Source organism: Nocardioides psychrotolerans, assembly GCF_900113685.1.
GTDB lineage: Bacteria > Actinomycetota > Actinomycetes > Propionibacteriales > Nocardioidaceae > Nocardioides > Nocardioides psychrotolerans.
In genome coordinates, this window is sequence record NZ_FOQG01000019.1 from 53,167 (window position 1) to 73,343 (window position 20,177).

Below are 20,177 nucleotides of genomic sequence, written 5' to 3' on the forward strand. Positions count from 1 at the left end.
GCCGCGTGCTGATCCTGCTGCCGCCCAGCGAGGGCAAGACCGCTGCGCGCCGTGGCAAGCCGCTCGACCTCTCCGCGCTCGGCAGCCCAGTGCTCACCTCGGCCCGCGAGCGCGTCCTCGATGCCCTGGTGACCCTCTGCGAGGGCGAGCCCGACGTAGCTGCCGCGACGCTCGGCGTACCCAGGACCCAGCTCGATCTGGTCGCCCTCAACGCCACCGTCCGCGATGCGCCGACAGCGCGAGCCGACCAGGTCTACAGCGGCGTGGTCTACGAGGCGCTGGACTTCGCGACGCTGTCGTCGGCGGCCAAGCGCCGCGCCACCTCGCGCGTCGCCGTGACGAGCAGCCTCTTCGGGCTGGTCCGCCCCGGCGACCGGATCCCCGCCTACCGGCTCTCCGGCGACGCCACCCTGCCCGGCCTCGGCGGTGTGGCCGCGCACTGGCGAGACGCGCTCGGCCCGGCGCTCACCGAGGCCCTGGGCAAGGGCCTGCTCGTCGACCTCCGGTCCCAGATGTACGCCGCGTTCTGGCGGCCGCCGGCTGACCTCGCGAAGCGCGTGGCCACCGTCCGCGTGCTGCACGAGGTCGACGGCAGCCGCAAGGTCGTCAGCCACTTCAACAAGGCGACCAAGGGGCGCATCGTGCGCGAGCTGCTCGAGGACGGCCGTGACCCCCGCACCCCCGCGGCCCTGGCCGACGTCGTCCGCGACCTCGGGTGGACCGTCGAGGTCGGCGCCCCCTCCCCCCAGGGCACCCAGCTCGACGTCGTCGTCTCCGCCCTCTGATCGCCCGTACGCCGAGTCGGCGCGATGTTGCACGTCGCACCGCCGCGGCCTCCCGCCTCCCCCCTGCGGGCGTGCCGCGTGATCGCGGCGGCTGCCACGCTGGTCGGATGACCGACGAGACGCACGACCACGCCGCCGACCACGCCGCCGACCACGGCCGCCCCAGCCCCGAGCACCGCCGCCCCGACGGGGTCGACGACGCCACCGTCGAGGCCCTCGGGAAGCTCTCCGCCGCCCTCGACCACGTGGAGGACGCGCGTGGGCACCTCTATGCGTTCCACCGGCTCTGCGGCAGCGCCGAGACGACCCTGGAGGAGGCGACCGCGATGATCCGCGATGCCGGGCACCCCGACCTCGCCGACGCCCTCGACACCGACGTGCTGGGTCGCAACCCGCTCCCGGGAATGTGGTCCTTCCAGATGGTCGAGGCCTACGACGACGGCTACTACGCGGCGGCCAGGGGACTCCAGCAGCGCGCCCTCGACCAGCTCGTCGAGGGCCGCCGCCACGTGTTCGAGGCGGAGATGAAGGAGCTGCGCCGCACCCAGGGGCGATCAGGCCACGAGGCCACGCCCGAGGACGTCACCGGCTGAGTGCCGAGTGCCGAGTGCGCGTGATGGTGCTGCAACATCGTGCCGAGTCGGCCTACCAGCGCGTGGGGTCGGCGAACGCGTCGCGGGCCGGTGGCAGCGCGTTGTAGAGCCGCATCGACGTCCGCGGCTCGTCCCCGTCGGCACCGCCGCCGAAGAACGACACCACCGTCACCGATGCCGGGCTCAGCTCCATGCGGAACACCGAGTCCAGCGGCGCGTTGACGGCGTGCGAGACCAGGGTCTTGATCGGCGTCACGTGGCTGACGACCACCACGGTCTCACCGGCGTGGTCCGACAGGACCCGCTGGAGACCGGCGAGCACCCGCTCCTCGACGATGCTGAACGACTCGCCGCCCTCGGGAGCCGCATCGATGGACCCCAGCCACGCGTCGAGCATCTTGGGGTGCGCCTTCGCGACCTCGCCGAAGGTCATTCCGTCCCAGATCCCGAACTCCATCTCCGCGAAGCCCGGTTCCTCGACGAGCGCCTTGCCCAGGACCTCCGCGACGATCTCCGCCGACTCCCGGGTGCGCCGTACGGGCGAGGCGATGACGACCTCGATCTTCTCAGCGATGGGCGCCAGCCACTCGGCCGTGGCACGCACCTGCTCGCGGCCCTCGTCGCTCAGCGGCGGGTTGGCGCTGGCCAGGCCTCCGGAGAACCGCTTCTCCACCGTGTGGGCGGTGACGCCGTGACGCACCAGGATCAGCGTGGTCGGCTCCTGCGACGTCGCCGACCAGCCGCGCGCCTGGCTCTGCAAGGACGCCGGGGGGTCGCCTGCCGCAGCCGCAGCCGGACTCTCGATCTCCTCGATCAGCGAGTCTTCGTCGGCGGCGACCGTGACACCGTCACGCATCCCGTCCATCGCCTCGTTGGCCAGTCGGTCGGCGTGCTTGTTGCGCTCCCGCGGGATCCAGCTGTACGACGTGCCCGCAGGCGCCAGCGCGGCCGCCTGCGCCGCGAGTGGCTGCATGCTGGGGTGCTTGATCTTCCAGCGACCCGACATCTGCTCGACGACGAGCTTGGAGTCCATCCGGACCTCGATCTCGGCGTCGGGCGCGTGGTCGCGCGCCAGGCGCAGGCCGGCGATCAACCCGGAGTACTCCGCGACGTTGTTGGTCGCCCGCCCGATCGTGCTGCCCTCCTCCGCGAGGACGCGGTCGGTGTCGACGTCACGCAGGACCGCGCCATAGCCGGCGGGTCCGGGGTTGCCGCGCGAACCGCCGTCGGCCTCGATGATGACGCGACGGATCCGCTCGGTCACAGCCCGGACTCGCCCGTGCGCACGAGGATGCGCGTGCACTCCTCACAGCGCACGACCTCGTTGCTGGGCTTGGCGCGGATGATCGCGAGCTCGGCGTTGTCGATCGTGAGCTGGCAGCCGGTGCACCGACGCTGGCGGAGCTCGGCTGCGCCGACACCACCCTTGTTGGTCCGCAGCCGCTCGTAGAGCGCCAGCAGGTCCTCGGGCATGCCCTCGAGCGCGGGAGCCCGCTTCGCGACGGCAGCGTCGACCTCGGCGTCGATCGCGGCGAGCTTCTCGTCCCGCGCGATGGCGAGCTCGGCCAGGCGGGCGTCGGCCTCCTGCACCTGTCCGGTGAAGGTCGCCAGCGCCTTCTGCGCCTCCTCGCGTTGCTCCATGACGTTGATCTCCTCGTCCTCGAGCGTCGCGATGCGACGGTCGAGGGAGACCAGCTCGTGCTGCATGCGCTCGAGGTCCTTGGGGTTGGAGATCTGGCCCGAGTCCATGCGGTCGCGATCACGGGTGCGGCGGGTCTTGACCGACTCGACGTCGGCGTCGGCCTTGGCCTGCGCCGCCGTCAGGTCGTCGAGGACGATCTGCGCGTCACGCATCTGATCGACCAGCTCGCCGCGCGACTGCGTGAGCGCGGCCATGTCCGCGAGCTCGGGCAGGTGACTGCGCTGGTGGCCTAGCTGGGCGACCTGGGCGTCGAGCGCCTGCACGTCGAGCAGCTTGAGTTGGGCGAACGGGTCGGCTTTCAGCGTGTGCTCCTCAGAGACGGAACTTCCAGGGGTCGGTGGCGGTCGTGCTCACCCGAGTGCCCACCGTATCGCCCAACGCCGCGAGGACCCGAGCCTCCACCACCGGCAGCCAGGTCCACTCCGCCGCCCAGTGCGCCACGTCCACCAGCGCCGGTCCGTCCTGCTCGAGGAACTCACTGGCCGGGTGGTGCCTGAGGTCGCTGGTGACGTAGACGTCGGCATCGGTCCGGAGCAGGTCACCGAGCAGGAAGTCACCCGCCCCGCCGCACACCGCCACCCGTCGTACGACGCGGTCGGGATCACCCGCGACGCGCACGCCATGGGCCGTGCCGGGCAGGGCCGCCGCGACGATCTCGGCGAAGCCGCGCAGCGTCGTCTCCGCCACGGTGCCGATGCGTGCTGTGCCGGTCGTGGTGTCCCCGTGGTCGGCCAGCTCGATGATGTCGTAGGCCGGCTCCTCGTAGGGGTGAACCGCCGTCAGCGCCGCGATCGCCCGGCGACGCAGCCCACGTTCGACGATGACTTCGACCCGCTCCTCCTCCACCACCTCGGGCAGGCCGATGGTCCCGATGGCGGGTGTCGCACCGACCATCGGCCGGAAGCGCCCCTTGCCTGCGCTCGAGAACGACGCGTGCTCGTAATCGCCGACGCGTCCCGCTCCGACGGTCGCCAGCGCGTCCCGCACCGCCGGCGCGGCCCCGACGGGGACGAAGACGGTGAGCTTGTCGAGCGGGGTCGAGCCACCCGGGAGGATCGGCGCCAGGTCGGTCAGCCCCAGGGCACGGGCCAGCGCCTCGGACACACCGCCGACGGCACGGTCGGCGTTGGTGTGGGCGGTGAGCAGGGCACAACCACCGGCCGCCAGGGTCGACAGCGTGCGTCCCTTGGGCGTCGTCGCGGCGAAGCCGTGCACCGGCTTGAGGAAAAGCGGGTGGTGCACGACCAGCAGGTCGGCTCCCCACTCGATCGCCTCCCGGGCGACCTCGATCGTGGGATCGACCGCGAACATCACTTTCGCGACCTCGGCGACGGGGTCGCCGTGGACGAGGCCGACGGCGTCCCAGGAGTCGGCGGTCCAGGGCGGGTACCACTCGTGCAGCAGGTCGACGAGGTCCTTCAAGGCGGGCATGCCGGCGAGAGTATCGGCCGGGTGGCGCAGGATCCGTCGTGAGTACGACGGCGGATGCCCGTGCCACCCTCGGCGACCGGGCTCACGACATGACCACTCGGATCGTCCTCCATGTCCTCTTCAACCCTGGCGCTGCTCGACCTCGCGATCCACGCGATCCACGCGGTGTTGAGCCGATGGGTCGCGTCGCGTCGTAGGGTCGGCGTCATGCCCGTCGTGAAGATCAACGCCATCTCCGTCCCCCCGCAGGCCCACGAGGAGCTCGAGAAGCGCTTCGCCGCCAGGGCCCACACGGTCGACGGGTCGCCCGGCTTCCTGGGCTTCCAGCTGCTCCGCCCGGTCGCCGGCGAGGAGCGCTACTTCGTGGTGACGCAGTGGGAGGACGAGGAGTCGTTCGCCGCGTGGCGTGACGGGTCGGCTGCTGCCGCCCACGCAGGCGAGCGGGCCCAGCCCGTCTCCAGCGGCGCCGACCTGCTGGAGTTCGAGGTCGTGCTCGACGTCAAGCCCGGCTGAGATCTCCCCCGCGCGCGGCCTCAGCGAGACGGTTGTCACCAACAGACGTCAGGAGCGGTGCGACGGCTGCCGCAGCCAGGCCGCCCGCAGCCAGGGGCAGCCATGCCACGACCCGGTCGCTCGTGCTCGGATCGGCCAGCTCGCGCACCGCGAGCAACAGCAAGCAACCCGCGCAGCACCTTGAATTCGGTCCTGCCGAACACCTCGGCCCTGGCTCGCTCCCTAGTTGACCTGGCGGTCGAAGCCCTCCCAGTAGGGCGCGCGCAGCTTGAACTTCTGCAGCTTGCCGGTCGCCGTGCGGGCCAGCTCCTCGCGGAACTCCACCGACGTCGGCGCCTTGTAGCCAGCCGCCTTGTCCTTGCACCACGCGATCAGCTCGGCCTCGGTCACCTGCTCCCCTGGCGTCAGCACGACGAGCGCCTTGATGGTCTCGCCCCACTTCTCGCTCGGCACGCCGATGACAGCCACCTCGGCCACAGCCGGGTGCGAGAAGAGCACGTCCTCGACCTCGATCGAGGAGACGTTCTCACCGCCGGTGATGATGACGTCCTTCTTGCGGTCCTGGAGCGTGAGGTAGCCGTCGTCGCCGACCACGCCACCGTCCCCGGTGTGGAACCAGCCGCCGCGCAGTGCGGTGGCGCTCTCCTCCGGCTGCGCCCAGTAGCCCTCGAGCACCACGTTGGAGCGCGCGAGCACCTCACCGGCACCCTCGGGGGACTCGTCGGTCATCAGTCGTACGCCGAGGGCGGGTGCGCCGGCACGGACGAGCTTCTGGGCGCGCTCCTCGGGCGAGAGGTCGTCCCACTCCGCACGCGTGCGGTTGATGGTGAGCAGCGGCGAGGTCTCGGTGAGGCCGTAGATCTGGATGAACTCCCAACCGAGCTCCTCCTGCACACGCACGACGGTCTTCGTGGGCGGCGGCGCACCGGCCATGATGATCCGGACCTTGTCGCGGCCGGGGATCTCGCCTTCCCAGTCCTGCGCGGCCTCGAGCACCGCGGCCGCGACGGCGGGTGCCGCACACATGACCGTGACGCCGTGCTTCTCCACGCGACGCAGGATCTCGGCGCCGTCGATCTTGCGGATGACGACCTGCTTGACGCCCAGGCCGGTCATCGCGAAGGGCATGCCCCACCCGTTGGCGTGGAACATCGGCAGCGTGTGCAGGTAGACGTCGCGGTCGGTCACCGCCGTGTGCATCGCGAAGGTGACCGCGTTGGTCCAGATGTTGCGGTGGGTGATCTGCACGCCCTTGGGACGCGCGGTCGTGCCCGAGGTGTAGTTGATGCACGCCGTCGCGGTCTCGTCGGGCTCCCACGGTGCGGGGTCGATCCCCTCGGCGGCGTAGAGGTCGTCGTCGGCGCCGATGACGAAGCGGAACTCCGCCTTCACCCCGGCGAGGGCCTCCTCCAGCTCGGGGTCGACCACGAGCACACGTGCACCGGAGTGCTCGACGATGTAGCTCACCTCGTCGGGCCGCAGCCGGAAGTTGACCGGCACCAGGACCCGGCCGGAGCCGGCCACGCCGAAGAACGCCGTGAGCAGGCGCGAGCTGTTGTGGCTGACGAACGCCACCCGCTCCCCCACGCCGATGCCCAGCTCGTCGAGCTTGGCTGCCTGGCGGCGCGCGAGCGCGCCGATCTCGGCGTAGGTGAGCTCACCCTGCGCGTCGCCCAGGGGGCGGGCCGGCTGGTCGGGCTCGTCCACGGCGCCGATGCGGTCGCCATAGACCTGCACGGCTCGGTCGATGAAGTCGTTGACACTGAACGGGACGATCAATGAGGCCTCCTCTGTGACGGGTGCCACTGTAGTGAGGGCCACGTTGCCTCGCGGTTGCCCGGGTCTCCCGCGCGCCGAGCGGGTCGGCCTGAGCGCCCAGCGGTCACGAGCGTCCATGAGAGTCCTCTCATGGAGGTCTCACTCCCGACCCACGATCCGCCGCCATGCTGTGCCCATGAGATCAGTCGCCAGATCTTCATAGTGAGTTTTCCTTTGTCCGAGTGATGTTCTGCTGACAAGGAAGACCCTGACCGCCGCTGGTGAGCGCGCCATGAGGTCGAGATGAGACCGCTCTCACCGAGCGCCTCCGGCCCTGCGTCCGCCTCCGGACGCGACGCGACCCCGGCCCATGGGATGGGCCGGGGTCGCGTCGATCTGGGTCAGTGCGGCCAGTCCGCGGAGGCGACCTCTCCCCCATGGATCTCGACCACGAGGCGCACGTCGTTGCTGCCCTTCTCGAACAGCTCGTAGGTGCCCTCGACCAGCTCGGGGAACACCAGTGACGGCAGCTCCCCTCCCTCCACGGGCCGTCTGATGACGGCGACGTGGAGGCGGTGCCCGTGCCCATGTCCATGCCCGTGGCCGTGACCGTGGTCATGGTCAGGGGCGGTCTCGACCGGCTCCGCACCTTCCGGAGCGATCTCGACCTCGAGCCCGGCCATGTCGGCCGGCATCGTCACCACGAGGGCGCCGATGTCACCCCCGATGTCCAGCATGACGGCCGATCCCTGGCCGGCGTGCGGGTTCTCGGGAGAGTCGAGATGACGGGGCGCGGGCTCGGTCACGACGCCTCGGTCGTCCCCGGCACGGTCTGGTAGCCACCACCGGGCAGGCCCAGGAACGGGAAGGAGTTCGGCGGCTTCGGGTTCTCGTCGGACGTGCCGTCGGAGACGGCGTTGACTGCTCCGTCCACCTCGTAGGACGGGTCGACCAGCGGGATCGTCAAGCCGGCAACGGCGCGCAGCTCGATGGTCACGACGTCATCACCCACCCGGCGGCCGTTGGGGAACCCGGCCGCGTCACCGGCGACCAGACCCAGCGGGTTCTGGTCGGCGAACGCGGTCGGCGGCACCGCCAGGTTCAGGCGCACCATGTCCGCCTGCACGGGACCCGTGAAGTTCTGGAACCCCGGAACGACGCCTGCGGGGATGCCCGTCATCAGGATCGCGTTCAGGTCGGCCCGCGGCTTGGTGTAGGCCGCGAGGTTCGGGAACGCACCCGGGTAGAGGGCCGGCAGCAGACGAGCGAGCTCGGGACGGTTGACGTACTTGGTGTACTTCGCGTCGCCGCTCGGCGCCGAGGCGTTCCAGGAGTCCTTCTCGGCCATCGGGACGATGACCTCGTTGAACAGCGGGTTGGCCAGGCGCGACACCTGGACCCACGGACCGTTGTCGACGTACTTGCCGGCCTTGGAGTTGAAGACACGACCCTTGCGACGGCTCGCCGTCGCCCAGACACCGATGACGGCCTTGGGGTCCATGACGTCGGTCGGCCGCACGTTGTTGCGGGTCAGCTCCCGGATCGGGACCTGCAGCGCGATCGTGTGCACGTTGTAGGACTGCACCGAGTTGACCCCACCCATGTTCGGCATGGAGATCAGGTGCGCCTCGTTGAGCGGACGCAGGGCTCCGAGGTCGAAGATGCTGCCCAGGTCGACGTGGAACGCGTCGGCTCGCTGGCCGGCGTAGACGTCGCGCGTGCCGCCCTTGAGCTTGTGGATGGCCTGCCTGCTGAGCTTCGCGAAGTCCGGGGTGCTGCGCACACCGACGTTGACCGGCGGGCAGGGCAGGTTGCGACCCAGGACCTCTTTGCGACCGTTCTTGATCCGCGTGACCGTGTAGTACTGCGGGCGGTTCCAGTTCGGCGAGTCGATGTTCTCGATCGGGCCGGTGTTGTAGAGGAACGTGTCGGCGTTGCGGATCTTTGTGCTGAACTTGAACTGGTAGCGGATGTCCGAGGCGGCCTTGCCCTTGTTGGACACGTGGATCTCGTAGAGCACGTCGTCGCCGAACTCGTAGAAGTTCGGGCCGCCGTCCGGCTTCTGGAGCGGGATGAAGTTGGCGATGAGGACTGCCTTCGCCGGGTTGTTCGGGTTGACGAACGCGTAGACGTCCGTGCCGTCAGCGACCGGGTCCTTGGAAATTTCCGGTGCTTCTCTGTGCGACGACATCTTTACTTGCCTCCTGCAGCGTTGAGGATGCGGGTGACGAGGTCGCGGTCGTTGATGACGACCTCGCGCTCGCCGACGAGGAGCACGAGCTCACTCCCGCGGTGGTTGTCTACGACGGCGACGACTCGCTCCTGCGCGCGCCCCGCCTTGGGCTTGGCCTCTGCAGCGTTGGCGCTCTTGGTCGTCAGTCCCACCGTGGTGGCTGCTGCTCCCGCGCCGGCAACTGCCAGCAACTTACGTCTGCTCGTCTCGTTCATCGAACGCGCCTCCAGGCAATCCGTGGGCGCCTCGGGGTGAGGCACGCCACAGGACGTTCGGCGCGAGGACGGCGGCGGATTGGGAAAACCGGCAAGGATCTTGAGGAGTGGACCTGGTGGGCGCAGAGGGGATCGAACCCCCGACCACCTCGTTGTAAGCGAGGGGCTCTACCGCTGAGCTATACGCCCGATGCTCGAAGCGGGCAGAACATTACGGGACGTCGCCCAGGGCCGCCGAACGCGTCCGCGAAAGCCTCCGAAATAAGTCGAACCGCTGGAGTCTCGGGTCACCAGCGGTTCAACAAGTAGAACTCTAGACAAGCCTCCCGGACTCGTCATCCCGTCTCATCAAAAGGGGGTGATCGGTCTAGGCCAGTGCCGTCAGCTGGCGCAGGTGCTCGTCGAGGTCGCGCCCTTCGGGGATCGCGTTGTGGACGGCCCAGCGCACGACGCCCTCCTGGTCGATGACGTACGACGAGCGGTGCGGAGCACCGGTCGAGCTGTCGAAGACGTCGTAGGAGCGCGACACCGACCCGTGCGGCCAGAAGTCGCTGAGCAGCGGGAAGTTGAGGCCGTCCTGGTCGGCGAAGGCGCGCAGCGCGAACATCGGGTCGCAGGAGATCGCCAGCACCTCGGTGTCGAAGGTCAGGAATTCCGCGAGCCGGTCCCTGATACCGGCCATCTCGCCGGTGCAGACACCGGAGAAGGCATAGGGATAGAAGAAGATAGCGACGGCCTTGGAGCCACGGTAGGACGACAGCGTCACGTCCTGGCCGAACTGGTCGCGCAGCGTGAAGTCGGGTGCCGGCCCGCCGAGCTGCAGCCCGGTCACTCCTCATCCCTGTCGGTCGCGCCGTCGCGCTTGGCCAGCTCGCGCTTGAGCACCTTGCCGGTGGCGTTGCGCGGCAGCTCGTCGAGGACGACGATCTCGCGCGGCACCTTGTAGCGGGCGAGGTTCTGCTTCACCCACGCCTTGAGGTCGTGCTCGGTCACCGAGGTGTCGTTCAGCACGACGAAGGCACGCAGTCGCTTGCCGTAGTCGGTGTCGTCGACGCCGACGGCGGCGGCCTCCACGACCGCCGGGTGGCGCGCGAGGCAGTCCTCGACCTCCTTGGGGAAGACGTTCTCACCACCGGAGACGATCATCTCGTCGTCGCGGCCCTCGACATAGAGCCGGCCGTCCTCGCCGAAGCGACCCACGTCGCCCGACGACATCAGCCCGTCGATCATCTCCTTGTGCCCGCCACCGGTGTAGCCCTCGAAGAGGAGGCTGTTGCCGACGAAGATCCGCCCCGGCTCCCCCGCCGGGACCTCACGCCCCTCGGCGTCGTAGATCTTCACCACCGTCGCGTACGGCGGCCGGCCGGCCGAGGAGGGCGCCTCACGGAGGTCCTCAGGTGTCGCGATCGAGGCATAGGCGACCTCGGTGGAGCCATAGATGTTGTAGAGGTTGTCGCCGAAGTGGTCCATCCAGTCGAGGGCCAGGTCGCCGGGCAGCGCGGAGCCCGACGCGGCGACGACCTTCACGTGGGACAGGTCGTAGGAGGCGAGGGTCGCCTCAGGCAGTGCCATGATCCGCTGCAGCATCACCGGGATGACGACCATCGAGTCACAGCGTTCGGTGGCCGCGGTCCGCAGCGCCTCCTCGGGGTCGAACTTGCGGCGCAGCACCACCGTGGAACCGAGCAGCATCGCCAGGGCCATGTGCGCGAATCCCCAGGTGTGGAACAGCGGCGCCGCGATGTGGGTGCGCCAGCCGTAGCGCAGGGGCATCCGCGAGAGGAGCGCGACGGCCGCGTCGATCCCGGCCTCGTTGCGGGGAGCGCCCTTGGGGGTCCCGGTGGTGCCCGAGGTCAGGATGACGATGCGCGTGTGCCGCTGGGGCGGGTCGAGGTCGGCGGTGGACTGCGCTGCGATCAGCTGCTCGAGGGTGGCGGCCGGTGGGCGGTCGCTGTCGACCCAGGCCACGACACGGTGCTCGATGGTCGCGCCGGAGAGCAGCTCGGTGAACTCCTCGTCGTGGATCACGACGGCCGGCTTCTCGCGCTCGAGCACGTCGGCGAGCTGCGGGCCGGCGAAGGCGGTGTTGAGGTAGAGAAGGTCGGCGCCGAGCTTGGCGACGGCGATGCTCGCGTCGACGAAGCCACGGTGGTTGCGGCACATGACGGCCACCCCGTCGCCCTCGGTCACACCCTGCGCCCTCAGGGCCCTGGCCAGCGCGTTGGAGCGCTCGTGCATCTCACCGAAGGTGAGTGCCCCCAGCTCGTCGATCAGGCCGACCTGGCGGGGTGCACGCACCGCCAGCGAGGCGAACCCACCGGCCGGGCCCGTGCCCCAGGTCAGGACGGTCCGGGCGAGCCCGACGAGGACGACCGGCGAGTAGGGCCGGATGATCCCGGACCGACCGAGCACCCTGGCGGTGACGCCGAGTGCCGAGGCACGGGTGGAGAGCTTCTGGAGCACGAGGTCGTCCTTGACGTCGAGATGGGGCGGTCGGTGGTGACGAGCCGTGGTCAGGCAGGCGTCTTGGGTGCCACCAGCCGCGTGGCGGCCCAGTCCTTGCTGACCCCGGCCGTGGTCGTCTGGGCGAGGCCCGCGACCGGCGCCGCCTCCGCCACGTCAGCAGCATCGACGGCGTTGGGGCGACCGATCTTCGGCGTCAGCAGCCAGATCACTCCACCCCCGACAAGGTCGGTGAGCGAGTCGACGAGACCGTCGACCAGGTCCCCGTCTTCCTTGCGCCACCACAGCAGCACGGCGTCCACGACGTTGCCGTAGTCACCATCCACCATGTCCGCGTCGATAGCGTCCTCGATGGCGACCCGGAGGCCGTCATCGGTGTCGTTGTCCCAGCCGAGCTCCTGGATGACCATGCCCGGCTTGAAGCCGAGCCTTTCAGCGGGTCCGGTGACAGATCCTGTCTGGGTGGACCCGCCACCCGCGGTCGAGCTCACTGGTTCCTCCAGTCATGGTGCGAGAAATCCCGCCGTCAGGCAGGTCGGTGTGGGGAGTAGTCCACCGGAGTTGCGTCGGACGCGCAACCTCTCGTGCCTGGTTGTGCATCCAGTGGACCGCCCCGCCACCGTACGCGGCACCCTCGCGCACCGTCGCGTGGGACTACCCGTCAGTAGATTTGGTGGGGTACGCCCGCGTGCGACGATGCATGGGTGACCGAAGAAACACCCTCCACTTCAGGCACCCGTCCAAGCACCGTCACCTCCGTGATCCACGAGGGACTGCCGACCCAGCTGCCCGACATCGACCCCGACGAGACCTCCGACTGGCTGGCGTCGTTCGACGACCTGGTCTCGGAACGCGGCCGCGAACGCGCCCGCTACGTGATGCTGCGGCTGCTCGAGCGAGCCCGCGAGATGCAGGTCGGCGTGCCCGCCCTGCGCAGCACGGACTACATCAACACCATCCCGCCCGAGCGCGAACCGTGGTTCCCCGGCGACCTGGAGGCCGAGCGACGGATCCGCGCGTTCATCCGGTGGAACGCCGCGGTCATGGTGTCGAGCGCCAACCGCAAGGGGCTCGAGGTCGGCGGCCACATCGCGACCTACCAGTCCTCGGCCAGCCTCTACGAGGTCGGCTTCAACCACTTCTTCCGCGGCAAGGACCACCCCGGCGGCGGCGACCAGGTCTACATCCAGGGACACGGTTCCCCGGGGGTCTACGCCCGCGCGTTCCTGGAGGGCCGGCTCAGCGAGGAGCAGCTTTCCCGCTTCCGCCAGGAAGTCCAGCACGGCACGGGCAAGGGCCTCCCGTCCTACCCGCACCCCCGCCTGATGCCGGAGTTCTGGGAGTTCCCCACGGTCTCCATGGGGCTCACCGGCATCAACTCGATCTACCAGGCACGGTTCAACCGCTACCTCGCCAACCGCGAGATCAAGGACACCAGCGAGCAGCACGTCTGGGCCTTCCTCGGCGACGGCGAGATGGCCGAGCCCGAGTCGCTCGGGGCGATCCGCATCGCGGCGCGCGAGGAGCTCGACAACCTCACCTGGGTCATCAACTGCAATCTTCAGCAGCTCGACGGACCGGTCACCGGCAACGGCAAGATCATCCAGGAGCTCGAGGCCAACTTCCGCGGTGCCGGGTGGAACGTCATCAAGGTCGTCTGGGGCCAGGAGTGGGACCCGCTGCTCGCGCGCGACGTGGACGGCGTGCTCGTCAACAAGATGAACACCACACCTGACGGCGCCTTCCAGACCTACTCCACCGAGAACGGCGGCTACATTCGCGAGAACTTCTTCGGCGGCGACCCGCGGTTGCGCAAGATGGTCGAGCACATGAGCGACCAGCAGATCCTCAAGCTCCCCCGCGGTGGTCACGACTACCGCAAGGTCTACGCCGCGTTCGACGCCGCGAGCAAGCACGTCGGGCAGCCGACCGTGATCCTCGCCAAGACGATCAAGGGCTGGACCATCGATGCCCTCGAGGGCAGGAACGCGACGCACCAGATGAAGAAGCTGACCCCGGACGACCTCAAGAAGTTCCGCGACCGGCTCTACCTACCGATCTCCGACCGCGACCTCGAGCGCTCCTACGAGGAGACCGGGGCGGCGCCGTTCTTCCACCCCGGCAAGGACGCCCCCGAGATCCAGTACATGATGGAGCGGCGTGAGGCCCTGGGCGGCTCGCTGCCGAAGCGGGTCCTACGTGCCAAGCAGCTGACGCTGCCGGCCGACAAGGTCTACTCCGAGCTCAAGCAGGGCGGTGGCAAGAACGCGGTGGCCACCACCATGGCCGTCGTCCGGCTGCTCAAGGACTGGATGAAGGACCCCGAGATCGGCAAGCGCATCGTGCCGATCGCGCCCGACGAGTACCGCACGTTCGGCATGGACGCGATGTTCCCGTCCGCGAAGGTCTACAACCCGGGCGGCCAGCAGTACGAGTCGGTCGACCGCAACATGTTGCTCTCCTACAAGGAGTCCAAGCAGGGCCAGATGCTCCACGAGGGCATCTCCGAGGCCGGCGCCATGGCCTCGGCGACTGCCGCTGGCTCGGCGTACTCCACCCATGGCGAGCAGATGATCCCGTTCTACATCTTCTACTCGATGTTCGGGTTCCAGCGCACCGGCGACTCGATCTGGGCCATGGCCGACCAGCTGGCGCGTGGCTTCCTCATCGGGGCGACCGCGGGTCGCACCACGCTGACGGGCGAAGGCCTGCAGCACGCCGACGGGCACTCACCGCTGCTCGCGTCTACCAACCCGGCGGTCGTGCACTACGACCCGGCCTTCGCCTACGAGGTCGCGCACATCATGCAGTCCGGGCTCGAGCGGATGTATGGCGAGCAGTCCGAGGACGTCATCTTCTACATCACGGTCTACAACGAGCCCGTGCACCAGCCGGCAGAGCCAGCAGGCGTCGATGCCGAAGGCATCCTGCGCGGCATCCACCAGGTGACGAAGGCCGAGGGTGACGGGCCCCGGGTCCAGCTGCTCGCCTCGGGCGTCGGCTTCCCCTGGGTGACCAGGGCGGCCGAGCTGCTCCGCGAGGAGTGGGGCGTCCAGGCCGACACCTGGTCCGTGACATCGTGGAACGAGCTGGCCCGCGATGCCGTCCACGCCGAGGAGTGGAACCTCCTCCACCCCGGCGACGAGCCCCGCACGGCCTACGTCAGCGACAAGATGGCTGACGCCCAGGGCCCGGTCGTCGCGGTGTCCGACTACATGTGCGCGGTCCCGTTGCAGATCGCGCGCTGGGTGCCCGGTGACTACCGGGTCCTCGGCGCCGACGGGTTCGGGTTCGCCGACACCCGACCCGCAGCACGCCGCTTCTTCCACATCGACGCGGAGTCGGTTGTGGTCCAGGCGCTGCAGGCACTCGCCGACGCCGGCGAGATCGACCGCGACCAGGTCGTCAAGGCGTTCGAGAAGTACCGCATCGACGACCCGACGGCCGTGTCAGGGGTCAAGCAGGAGGGCGGCGACGCATAGTCGTGAGCACGAGACGACGACGGGCGGCGACCTCACGGTCGTCGCCCGTCGTCGTGCCTGTCGTCGTGCTCAGGCGCTGGTGATGCTGGTGACCGAGGCGACCGGGCTCACCGGACCCACCTGGCCGTTGCGCAGCAGGTTGCGCCACTTGGCGCGACTGTAGGTCGCCGGCTGCGTGGAGCGGATGAACTCGTGCAGGATCTTGGCGAAGCGCTGCGGGTGGTCCTTGTGCGGGAAGTGTCCGGCGTTGGGAATCACCTCGATGCGAGCCATCGGTGCCAGGGCTGCCGCGTTGCTCGCGTGGCGCACCGGGATGACCTTGTCGTCGCGCCCCCAGACCACCGACATCGGCATGGCGTCGGTGAGGTAGGCCCGGTCCGCCATCGTGACGATCTGGCCCTTCCAGTCGACCACGGCCCGCACGACGTGACGGATCGCGTGACGGGCGTCGGGATCCTTGAACGTGTCGAAGATGTCGGCGACCTCGGCGAGGTCGCGTGTCGACTTCCACCCTGTCCCCGACAGGGCACGCATGCCGGCGATCCCGAGGTGGCGTACCCCTGGTGCGGTGAGGACGCCCATGACCTGGTGGTAGCCGGGGGTCGTGATCGCCCGGATGAACGGCGAGACCTCCGGGCCGAGGCCTCCGGAGGCGACCAGCATCATCCGCTCGGTCCGCTCCGGGAACTGGTAGGCGAACTGCATCGCCACCCCTCCCCCGAAGCTGTGACCCACGACAGTGACCTTGTCGATCCCCAGGACGGTCAGCAGGTCGCGCATGCCGTTGGCGTAGCCACCGACGCTGTAGTCGGCACGGGGCTTGTCGGAGCTGCCGTGCCCGAGCAGGTCAGGTGCGATGACGGTGTAGCGCTTGGCCAGGGTGTCGATGATGGGCGACCAGGTCGTGTGGTCGCAGCCCAGGCCGTGCAGCAGGAGCACGGCCGGCCCCTGACCGACCCTGACGAAGGCGCGCCGGTGGCCGTGGATCGTGAGGTACTGCACCTCGTGCTGCGACTCCGTCACGGAAGCCTCCTGTCGGACGGCAAGTCCGAAGATTCAACCAGAGGACACCCGCCGTTGGCACGAGGACCATCCAGATGGTGATGATTTCTCCTTGTCCCAGGGCAAGAACTCATCCGTTCGGACGAGGTCAGGACGTGTCCGGCCGGACCGCAGGCGACTGCCCACGTCCCGAGGCGCGAGGACTAGGCTCGCAGGGTGCCCCGGAGACCTCCCGCCGCCCCCCGCCGCAGGGCGGCGACGGCCCTACAGCGCTCCTCCGGCACGCTCAGCACGGCCGCCATGGCGCGCATGGAGGCCGACATGCCGTGGTTCCGGGAGCTGAGTGCCCAGGACCGCTCGTGGGTGGGCCTGATCGTGCAGGCCGGCATCAAGAGCTTCCTCGACTGGTTCCGCTCCGACGTGGACGTCAGCGACGCCGAGGGACCGGCGCTCGCGGCCTCTGTCTTCGGGGCCGCGCCGCGCGCCCTCGCCGGGGTGATCACGCTCCAGCAGACCGTCGACCTGGTCCGGCTCTCGATCGAGGTGGTCGAGAGCAACATCGACGGCATCCTCGACCCTGAGGACGCACCGGCCGTCCACGCCGCCGTGCTCCGTTACGCGCGAGAGGTCGCGTTCGCCACCGCCGAGGTCTACGCGAAGGCCGCCGAGGCGCGGGGGGCTTGGGACGCCCGCCTCGAGGCCCTGGTCGTCGATTCCGTGCTGAGGGCCGAGGCCGACGAGTCGGTCCTCTCCCGTGCCAGTGCCGTCGGCTGGGGTGCTCGGGGCCAGGTCGCCGTCGTCCTCGCGACCATGCCCGAGCGACGCAACGAGACCGACCTCTTCGACGCCGTACGACGAGCAGCGCGCGAGGCCGGCATGGACGCGCTGTGCGCGGTGCAGGGCGACCGCCTGGTGGTGCTGCTCGGCGGCGTCCAGGACGAGGCGACCGCCGCCGCGGCGCTGGTCGACCTGGTGGCGGACGGGCCCGTGGTGGTGGGACCGGTCACCGAGGACCTCGGGCACGCTCACCTCTCCGCACGGGCCGCCCTGTCGGCCCACCGGGCAGCCGCCGGCTGGCCCGAGGCGCCTCGCCCGGTGCGGTCCAGTGATCTCCTGCCCGAGCGCGCCCTGGCCGGCGACGGACACGCGCGGCGCCACCTCGTGGAGGAGATCTACCTCCCACTGCTCCACGCCCGCGGCACGCTCATCGAGACCCTGGCGGCCTACTTCGCGACGGGATCCTCGCTGGAGGCGACCGCGCGCATGCTTTTCGTGCACGCCAACACCGTGCGATACCGACTGCGGCAGGTCGCCGAGACGACGGGGTTCACCCCTTCCCACCCCCGCGACGCCCTGACCCTCCAGATCGCTCTCGTGCTCGGACGCCAGTCCGGGCGTGACTTGTAGGAACCCTACAAAGAACCGCCGGTCAGATTCGTCAGCGTCGGACGCGAGCCGATAGCCCCGGGGGCGGCACAGTGAAGGGGTGCTCGTCATCGTCGCTCCCGGACAAGGGGCCCAGACCCCAGGTTTCCTCACGCCCTGGTTGGAGGACCCGGTCTTCGCTGCTCGCATCGGGTGGCTCTCCACCGTGGCCGGCCTCGACCTGGCCCACTACGGCACCGAGGCCGACGCAGACACCATCCGGGACACCAAGATCGCCCAGCCACTGCTGGTCGCAACCGGCCTCGTGGCGGCGCTCGAGCTCTTCCCCCACCCGATCGACGCCTTCGAGCGCGTGGGTGCTCTCGCCGGCCACAGCGTCGGCGAGCTCGCGGCAGCCGCCGGCGCCCGCACCATCACCGCCGAGCAGGCCATGGTCCTGGTGCGCGAGCGCGGCAAGGCCATGGCCGAGGCAGCAGCGGTCACCCCGACGGGCATGACGGCGATCCTCGGTGGAGACCGCGCCGAGGTCCTCGCCGCCCTGGCCGAGCACGGCCTCACCCCGGCCAACGACAACGGTCCGGGCCAGATCGTCGCCGCCGGCACGATGGAGCAGCTGGCGGCCCTCGCCGCAGCACCCCCGGCCAAGGCGCGCCTGATGCCCCTGACCGTCGCCGGGGCCTTCCACACCTCGCACATGCAGCCCGCGGTCGGCCACGTCGCGCGCCTGGCCCAGTCGGTGTCGGTGCACGACCCGCGCATCCCCCTGATCTCCAACAAGGACGGCCACGTCATCCACGACGGGCGCGAGGTCCTCAAGCGGATCGTGGGTCAGATCGCCAGTCCCGTGCGCTGGGACCTCTGCCTCGACACGATGACCGACCTCGGCGTCACCGGCATCCTCGAGATGCCCCCGGCGGGCACCCTGACCGGCATCGCCAAGCGCGCCCTCAAGGGTGTCGAGACCTTCGCCCTCAAGACCCCCGACCAGCTCGACGACGCCCGCGCGTTCTGTGACAAGCACGGCGAGGGGTCGTTGATGAACACCACCCCGACCTGGCGGATGGTCGTCTCCCCTGCGAAGGGCACCTTCCACCTCGACGGCGCGGCGGCCGACGCCGACGTCCTCGAGCCCGGGACGACGATCGGTGACATCGCCAGCCTGCGCGACCGCATCGTGATCACGGCGGCCCACGGCGGCGAGGTCGTCGAGTGGCTGGTCGAGGACGGCGACCTGGTCTCCCCGGGTCAGCCCCTCTTGCGTCTCCACCCCGTGGGCAGCTACTCGTGATCACCCCCAGCACCGGCGCGGCCCACACCGCGATCCTGGGCGTCGGCGCCTACCGCCCCGAGCGCATCGTCCCCAACGCCGAGATCGTCGATGCGATCGAGTCCAGCGACGAGTGGATCCAACAGCGATCCGGCATCAAGGAGCGTCGCTTCGCGGGACCTCACGAGAGCGTGCAGATGATGTCGGTGGCAGCGGCACGCATCGCTCTGGAGCGTGCAGGCATCGATGCCCATCAGATCGACTGCGTCGTCGTCGCCACGGTCAGCCACCTGATGCAGACCCCCGCCGTCGCCACTCTCGTCGCCCACGAGCTCGGCACCGACGACGCAGCAGCCTTTGACATCTCCGCGGCCTGCGCCGGCTTCTGCCACGGCGTCGCCATGGCCAGTGACTTCGTGCGCGCGGGCAGCGCCGGCCACGTCCTGGTCATCGGGGTCGAGCGACTCTCCGACATCACCGACCCCACCGATCGCGGGACGGCGTTCATCTTCGCCGACGGGGCCGGCGCGGTCGTCGTGGGCCCGAGCGAGACCCCCGGCATCGGTCCGGTCGTGTGGGGCTCGCAGGGCGAGCACTTCGACCACATCCGGCAGCGCGAGGACTGGCGCGACGTGCTGGCCGGCGACAACCCGTCCATGCCCTACCTGAAGATGGAGGGCAACGCGGTCTTCCGCTGGGCGGCGTTCGCGATGGCCAAGGTCGGCCAGGAGGCCCTCGACCGGGCCGGCGTCACCGTCGACGAGCTCGACTGCTTCATCCCCCACCAGGCCAACATGCGCATCGTGGACGCGCTCGCCCGCTCCATGAAGCTGCCACCCACCATCCGCATCGCACGTGACATCGCGCAGATGGGCAACACCTCCGCTGCCTCGGTCCCTCTCGCGCTCGACCGGATGATCGTCGACGGAGAGGCCCGCTCCGGCGACCTCGCCCTGTTCATCGCCTTCGGCGCCGGCCTGGCCTACGCCGCCCAGGTCGTCGTCGTCCCCTGATCGCACCACCCCAGCACCAAGCCCAGCACCAAGCCCGAGCCCGAGCAACACCACCTCACTGAATTCACACAGACAAGGAAGCCACCATGGCCACCACCGAAGAGATCCGCGCCGACCTCGCCGAGATCGTCAACGAGGTCGCCGGCATCGAAGCCGACGACGTCCAGCTCGACAAGTCCTTCGTGGACGACCTCGACGTCGACTCGCTGTCCATGGTCGAGGTCGTCGTGGCTGCCGAAGAGAAGTTCGGCGTGTCCATCCCCGACGACGAGGTCAAGAACCTCAAGACGGTCGGGGACGCGGTCGCGTTCATCGAGCGCGCCCAGGCCTGAGA

General features: G+C 69.7%; 19 protein-coding genes and 1 tRNA gene. 8 read left to right on the forward strand and 12 right to left on the reverse strand.

Going from position 1 to position 20,177, the window contains the following annotated elements; all coding sequences use genetic code 11:
- Nucleotides 1-5 precede the first annotated feature (5 nt).
- Nucleotides 6-785, forward strand: coding sequence for a peroxide stress protein YaaA (yaaA, locus tag BM204_RS18710; RefSeq protein ID WP_091116567.1), 780 nt, complete (start codon nt 6-8; stop codon nt 783-785).
- 107 nt (nt 786-892) lie between these two features.
- Nucleotides 893-1,378, forward strand: coding sequence for a hypothetical protein (locus BM204_RS18715; protein ID WP_091116568.1), 486 nt, complete (start codon nt 893-895; stop codon nt 1,376-1,378).
- A gap of 52 nt (nt 1,379-1,430) precedes the next feature.
- On the opposite strand, the gene BM204_RS18720 is transcribed toward BM204_RS18715, so the two are convergent.
- From BM204_RS18720 to BM204_RS18730, 3 genes are read right to left on the reverse strand one after another with little or no spacing between them, the layout of a single operon-like run.
- Complete coding sequence (locus BM204_RS18720) at nt 1,431-2,642, reverse strand: bifunctional RNase H/acid phosphatase (protein ID WP_091116571.1); 1,212 nt, start codon at nt 2,640-2,642, stop codon at nt 1,431-1,433.
- Complete coding sequence (locus BM204_RS18725; protein WP_091116573.1) at nt 2,639-3,343, reverse strand: zinc ribbon domain-containing protein; 705 nt, start codon at nt 3,341-3,343, stop codon at nt 2,639-2,641. Before BM204_RS18725 ends, BM204_RS18720 begins: the two co-directional genes overlap by 4 nt.
- Nucleotides 3,344-3,392: 49 nt before the next feature.
- Nucleotides 3,393-4,511 carry a Nif3-like dinuclear metal center hexameric protein gene (locus BM204_RS18730; protein ID WP_091116575.1) on the reverse strand — a complete coding sequence of 373 codons (1,119 nt, stop codon included), beginning with the start codon at nt 4,509-4,511 and terminating at the stop codon, nt 3,393-3,395.
- A 207-nt stretch (nt 4,512-4,718) separates the two neighbouring features.
- Here BM204_RS18730 and BM204_RS18735 point away from each other — a divergent pair, with 207 nt between their 5' ends.
- Nucleotides 4,719-5,024, forward strand: coding sequence for an antibiotic biosynthesis monooxygenase family protein (locus BM204_RS18735; protein WP_091116631.1), 306 nt, complete (start codon nt 4,719-4,721; stop codon nt 5,022-5,024).
- Between the two features lie 222 nt (nt 5,025-5,246).
- Here BM204_RS18735 and BM204_RS18740 read toward each other — a convergent pair whose 3' ends face one another.
- The 8 genes from BM204_RS18740 to BM204_RS18775 all read right to left on the reverse strand — a co-directional run bounded on the left by BM204_RS18740 (nt 5,247) and on the right by BM204_RS18775 (nt 12,184).
- Nucleotides 5,247-6,803, reverse strand: a complete 1,557-nt coding sequence (locus BM204_RS18740) for an AMP-binding protein (protein WP_091116578.1) — start codon at nt 6,801-6,803, stop codon at nt 5,247-5,249.
- Between the two features lie 380 nt (nt 6,804-7,183).
- Nucleotides 7,184-7,588 carry a hypothetical protein gene (locus tag BM204_RS18745; RefSeq protein WP_170259250.1) on the reverse strand — a complete coding sequence of 135 codons (405 nt, stop codon included), beginning with the start codon at nt 7,586-7,588 and terminating at the stop codon, nt 7,184-7,186.
- Nucleotides 7,585-8,973 (reverse strand): DUF4331 domain-containing protein, encoded by a 1,389-nt coding sequence (locus BM204_RS18750; protein ID WP_091116580.1) that lies wholly within the window; start codon nt 8,971-8,973, stop codon nt 7,585-7,587. The genes BM204_RS18745 and BM204_RS18750 overlap by 4 nt, the downstream gene beginning before the upstream one ends.
- 2 nt (nt 8,974-8,975) lie before the next feature.
- Nucleotides 8,976-9,230: a hypothetical protein gene (locus BM204_RS18755; protein WP_143099837.1), complete on the reverse strand. Its 255-nt coding sequence runs from the start codon at nt 9,228-9,230 to the stop codon at nt 8,976-8,978.
- 114 nt (nt 9,231-9,344) lie between these two features.
- A tRNA-Val gene (locus BM204_RS18760) sits at nt 9,345-9,419 on the reverse strand.
- 178 nt (nt 9,420-9,597) lie between these two features.
- Entirely contained in the window at nt 9,598-10,062 is a 465-nt protein-coding gene (locus tag BM204_RS18765) for a peroxiredoxin (RefSeq protein ID WP_091116586.1), read from the reverse strand.
- Nucleotides 10,059-11,693 carry an AMP-binding protein gene (locus BM204_RS18770; protein ID WP_091116588.1) on the reverse strand — a complete coding sequence of 545 codons (1,635 nt, stop codon included), beginning with the start codon at nt 11,691-11,693 and terminating at the stop codon, nt 10,059-10,061. Before BM204_RS18770 ends, BM204_RS18765 begins: the two co-directional genes overlap by 4 nt.
- Nucleotides 11,694-11,743: 50 nt before the next feature.
- On the reverse strand, nt 11,744-12,184 hold the full coding sequence (locus BM204_RS18775; RefSeq protein ID WP_091116590.1) for a DUF3052 domain-containing protein: 441 nt from the start codon (nt 12,182-12,184) through the stop codon (nt 11,744-11,746).
- A 213-nt stretch (nt 12,185-12,397) separates the two neighbouring features.
- Here BM204_RS18775 and aceE point away from each other — a divergent pair, with 213 nt between their 5' ends.
- Nucleotides 12,398-15,175, forward strand: a complete 2,778-nt coding sequence (aceE, locus tag BM204_RS18780; protein ID WP_091116593.1) for a pyruvate dehydrogenase (acetyl-transferring), homodimeric type — start codon at nt 12,398-12,400, stop codon at nt 15,173-15,175.
- A 69-nt stretch (nt 15,176-15,244) separates the two neighbouring features.
- On the opposite strand, the gene BM204_RS18785 is transcribed toward aceE, so the two are convergent.
- Nucleotides 15,245-16,198, reverse strand: a complete 954-nt coding sequence (locus BM204_RS18785) for an alpha/beta fold hydrolase (RefSeq protein WP_091116594.1) — start codon at nt 16,196-16,198, stop codon at nt 15,245-15,247.
- Nucleotides 16,199-16,393: 195 nt separating this feature from the next.
- On the opposite strand from BM204_RS18785, the gene BM204_RS18790 reads away from it, so the two are divergent.
- The 4 genes from BM204_RS18790 (at nt 16,394) to BM204_RS18805 (ending at nt 20,175) form a co-directional block, all read left to right on the forward strand.
- The gene (locus BM204_RS18790; RefSeq protein ID WP_246166445.1) at nt 16,394-17,584 is read left to right on the forward strand and encodes a PucR family transcriptional regulator; all 1,191 of its coding nucleotides are present in this window, start codon (nt 16,394-16,396) and stop codon (nt 17,582-17,584) included.
- 79 nt (nt 17,585-17,663) lie between these two features.
- The gene (locus tag BM204_RS18795) at nt 17,664-18,851 is read left to right on the forward strand and encodes an acyltransferase domain-containing protein (RefSeq protein ID WP_091116598.1); all 1,188 of its coding nucleotides are present in this window, start codon (nt 17,664-17,666) and stop codon (nt 18,849-18,851) included.
- The gene (locus tag BM204_RS18800) at nt 18,848-19,843 is read left to right on the forward strand and encodes a beta-ketoacyl-ACP synthase III (RefSeq protein WP_091116601.1); all 996 of its coding nucleotides are present in this window, start codon (nt 18,848-18,850) and stop codon (nt 19,841-19,843) included. Before BM204_RS18795 ends, BM204_RS18800 begins: the two co-directional genes overlap by 4 nt.
- A gap of 86 nt (nt 19,844-19,929) precedes the next feature.
- Nucleotides 19,930-20,175 (forward strand): acyl carrier protein, encoded by a 246-nt coding sequence (locus tag BM204_RS18805; protein WP_091116603.1) that lies wholly within the window; start codon nt 19,930-19,932, stop codon nt 20,173-20,175.
- Nucleotides 20,176-20,177 lie beyond the last annotated feature (2 nt).

What these genes read in the sequence shown, in the direction of transcription:
- BM204_RS18805 (WP_091116603.1), top strand. Translation starts at nt 19,930, where the DNA reads ATGGCCACCACCGAAGAGATCCGCGCCGACCTCGCCGAGATCGTCAAC.
- BM204_RS18755 (WP_143099837.1), bottom strand. Translation starts at nt 9,230, where the DNA reads ATGAACGAGACGAGCAGACGTAAGTTGCTGGCAGTTGCCGGCGCGGGA.
- BM204_RS18715 (WP_091116568.1), top strand. Translation starts at nt 893, where the DNA reads ATGACCGACGAGACGCACGACCACGCCGCCGACCACGCCGCCGACCAC.
- BM204_RS18750 (WP_091116580.1), bottom strand. Translation starts at nt 8,973, where the DNA reads ATGTCGTCGCACAGAGAAGCACCGGAAATTTCCAAGGACCCGGTCGCT.
- BM204_RS18735 (WP_091116631.1), top strand. Translation starts at nt 4,719, where the DNA reads ATGCCCGTCGTGAAGATCAACGCCATCTCCGTCCCCCCGCAGGCCCAC.
- BM204_RS18730 (WP_091116575.1), bottom strand. Translation starts at nt 4,511, where the DNA reads ATGCCCGCCTTGAAGGACCTCGTCGACCTGCTGCACGAGTGGTACCCG.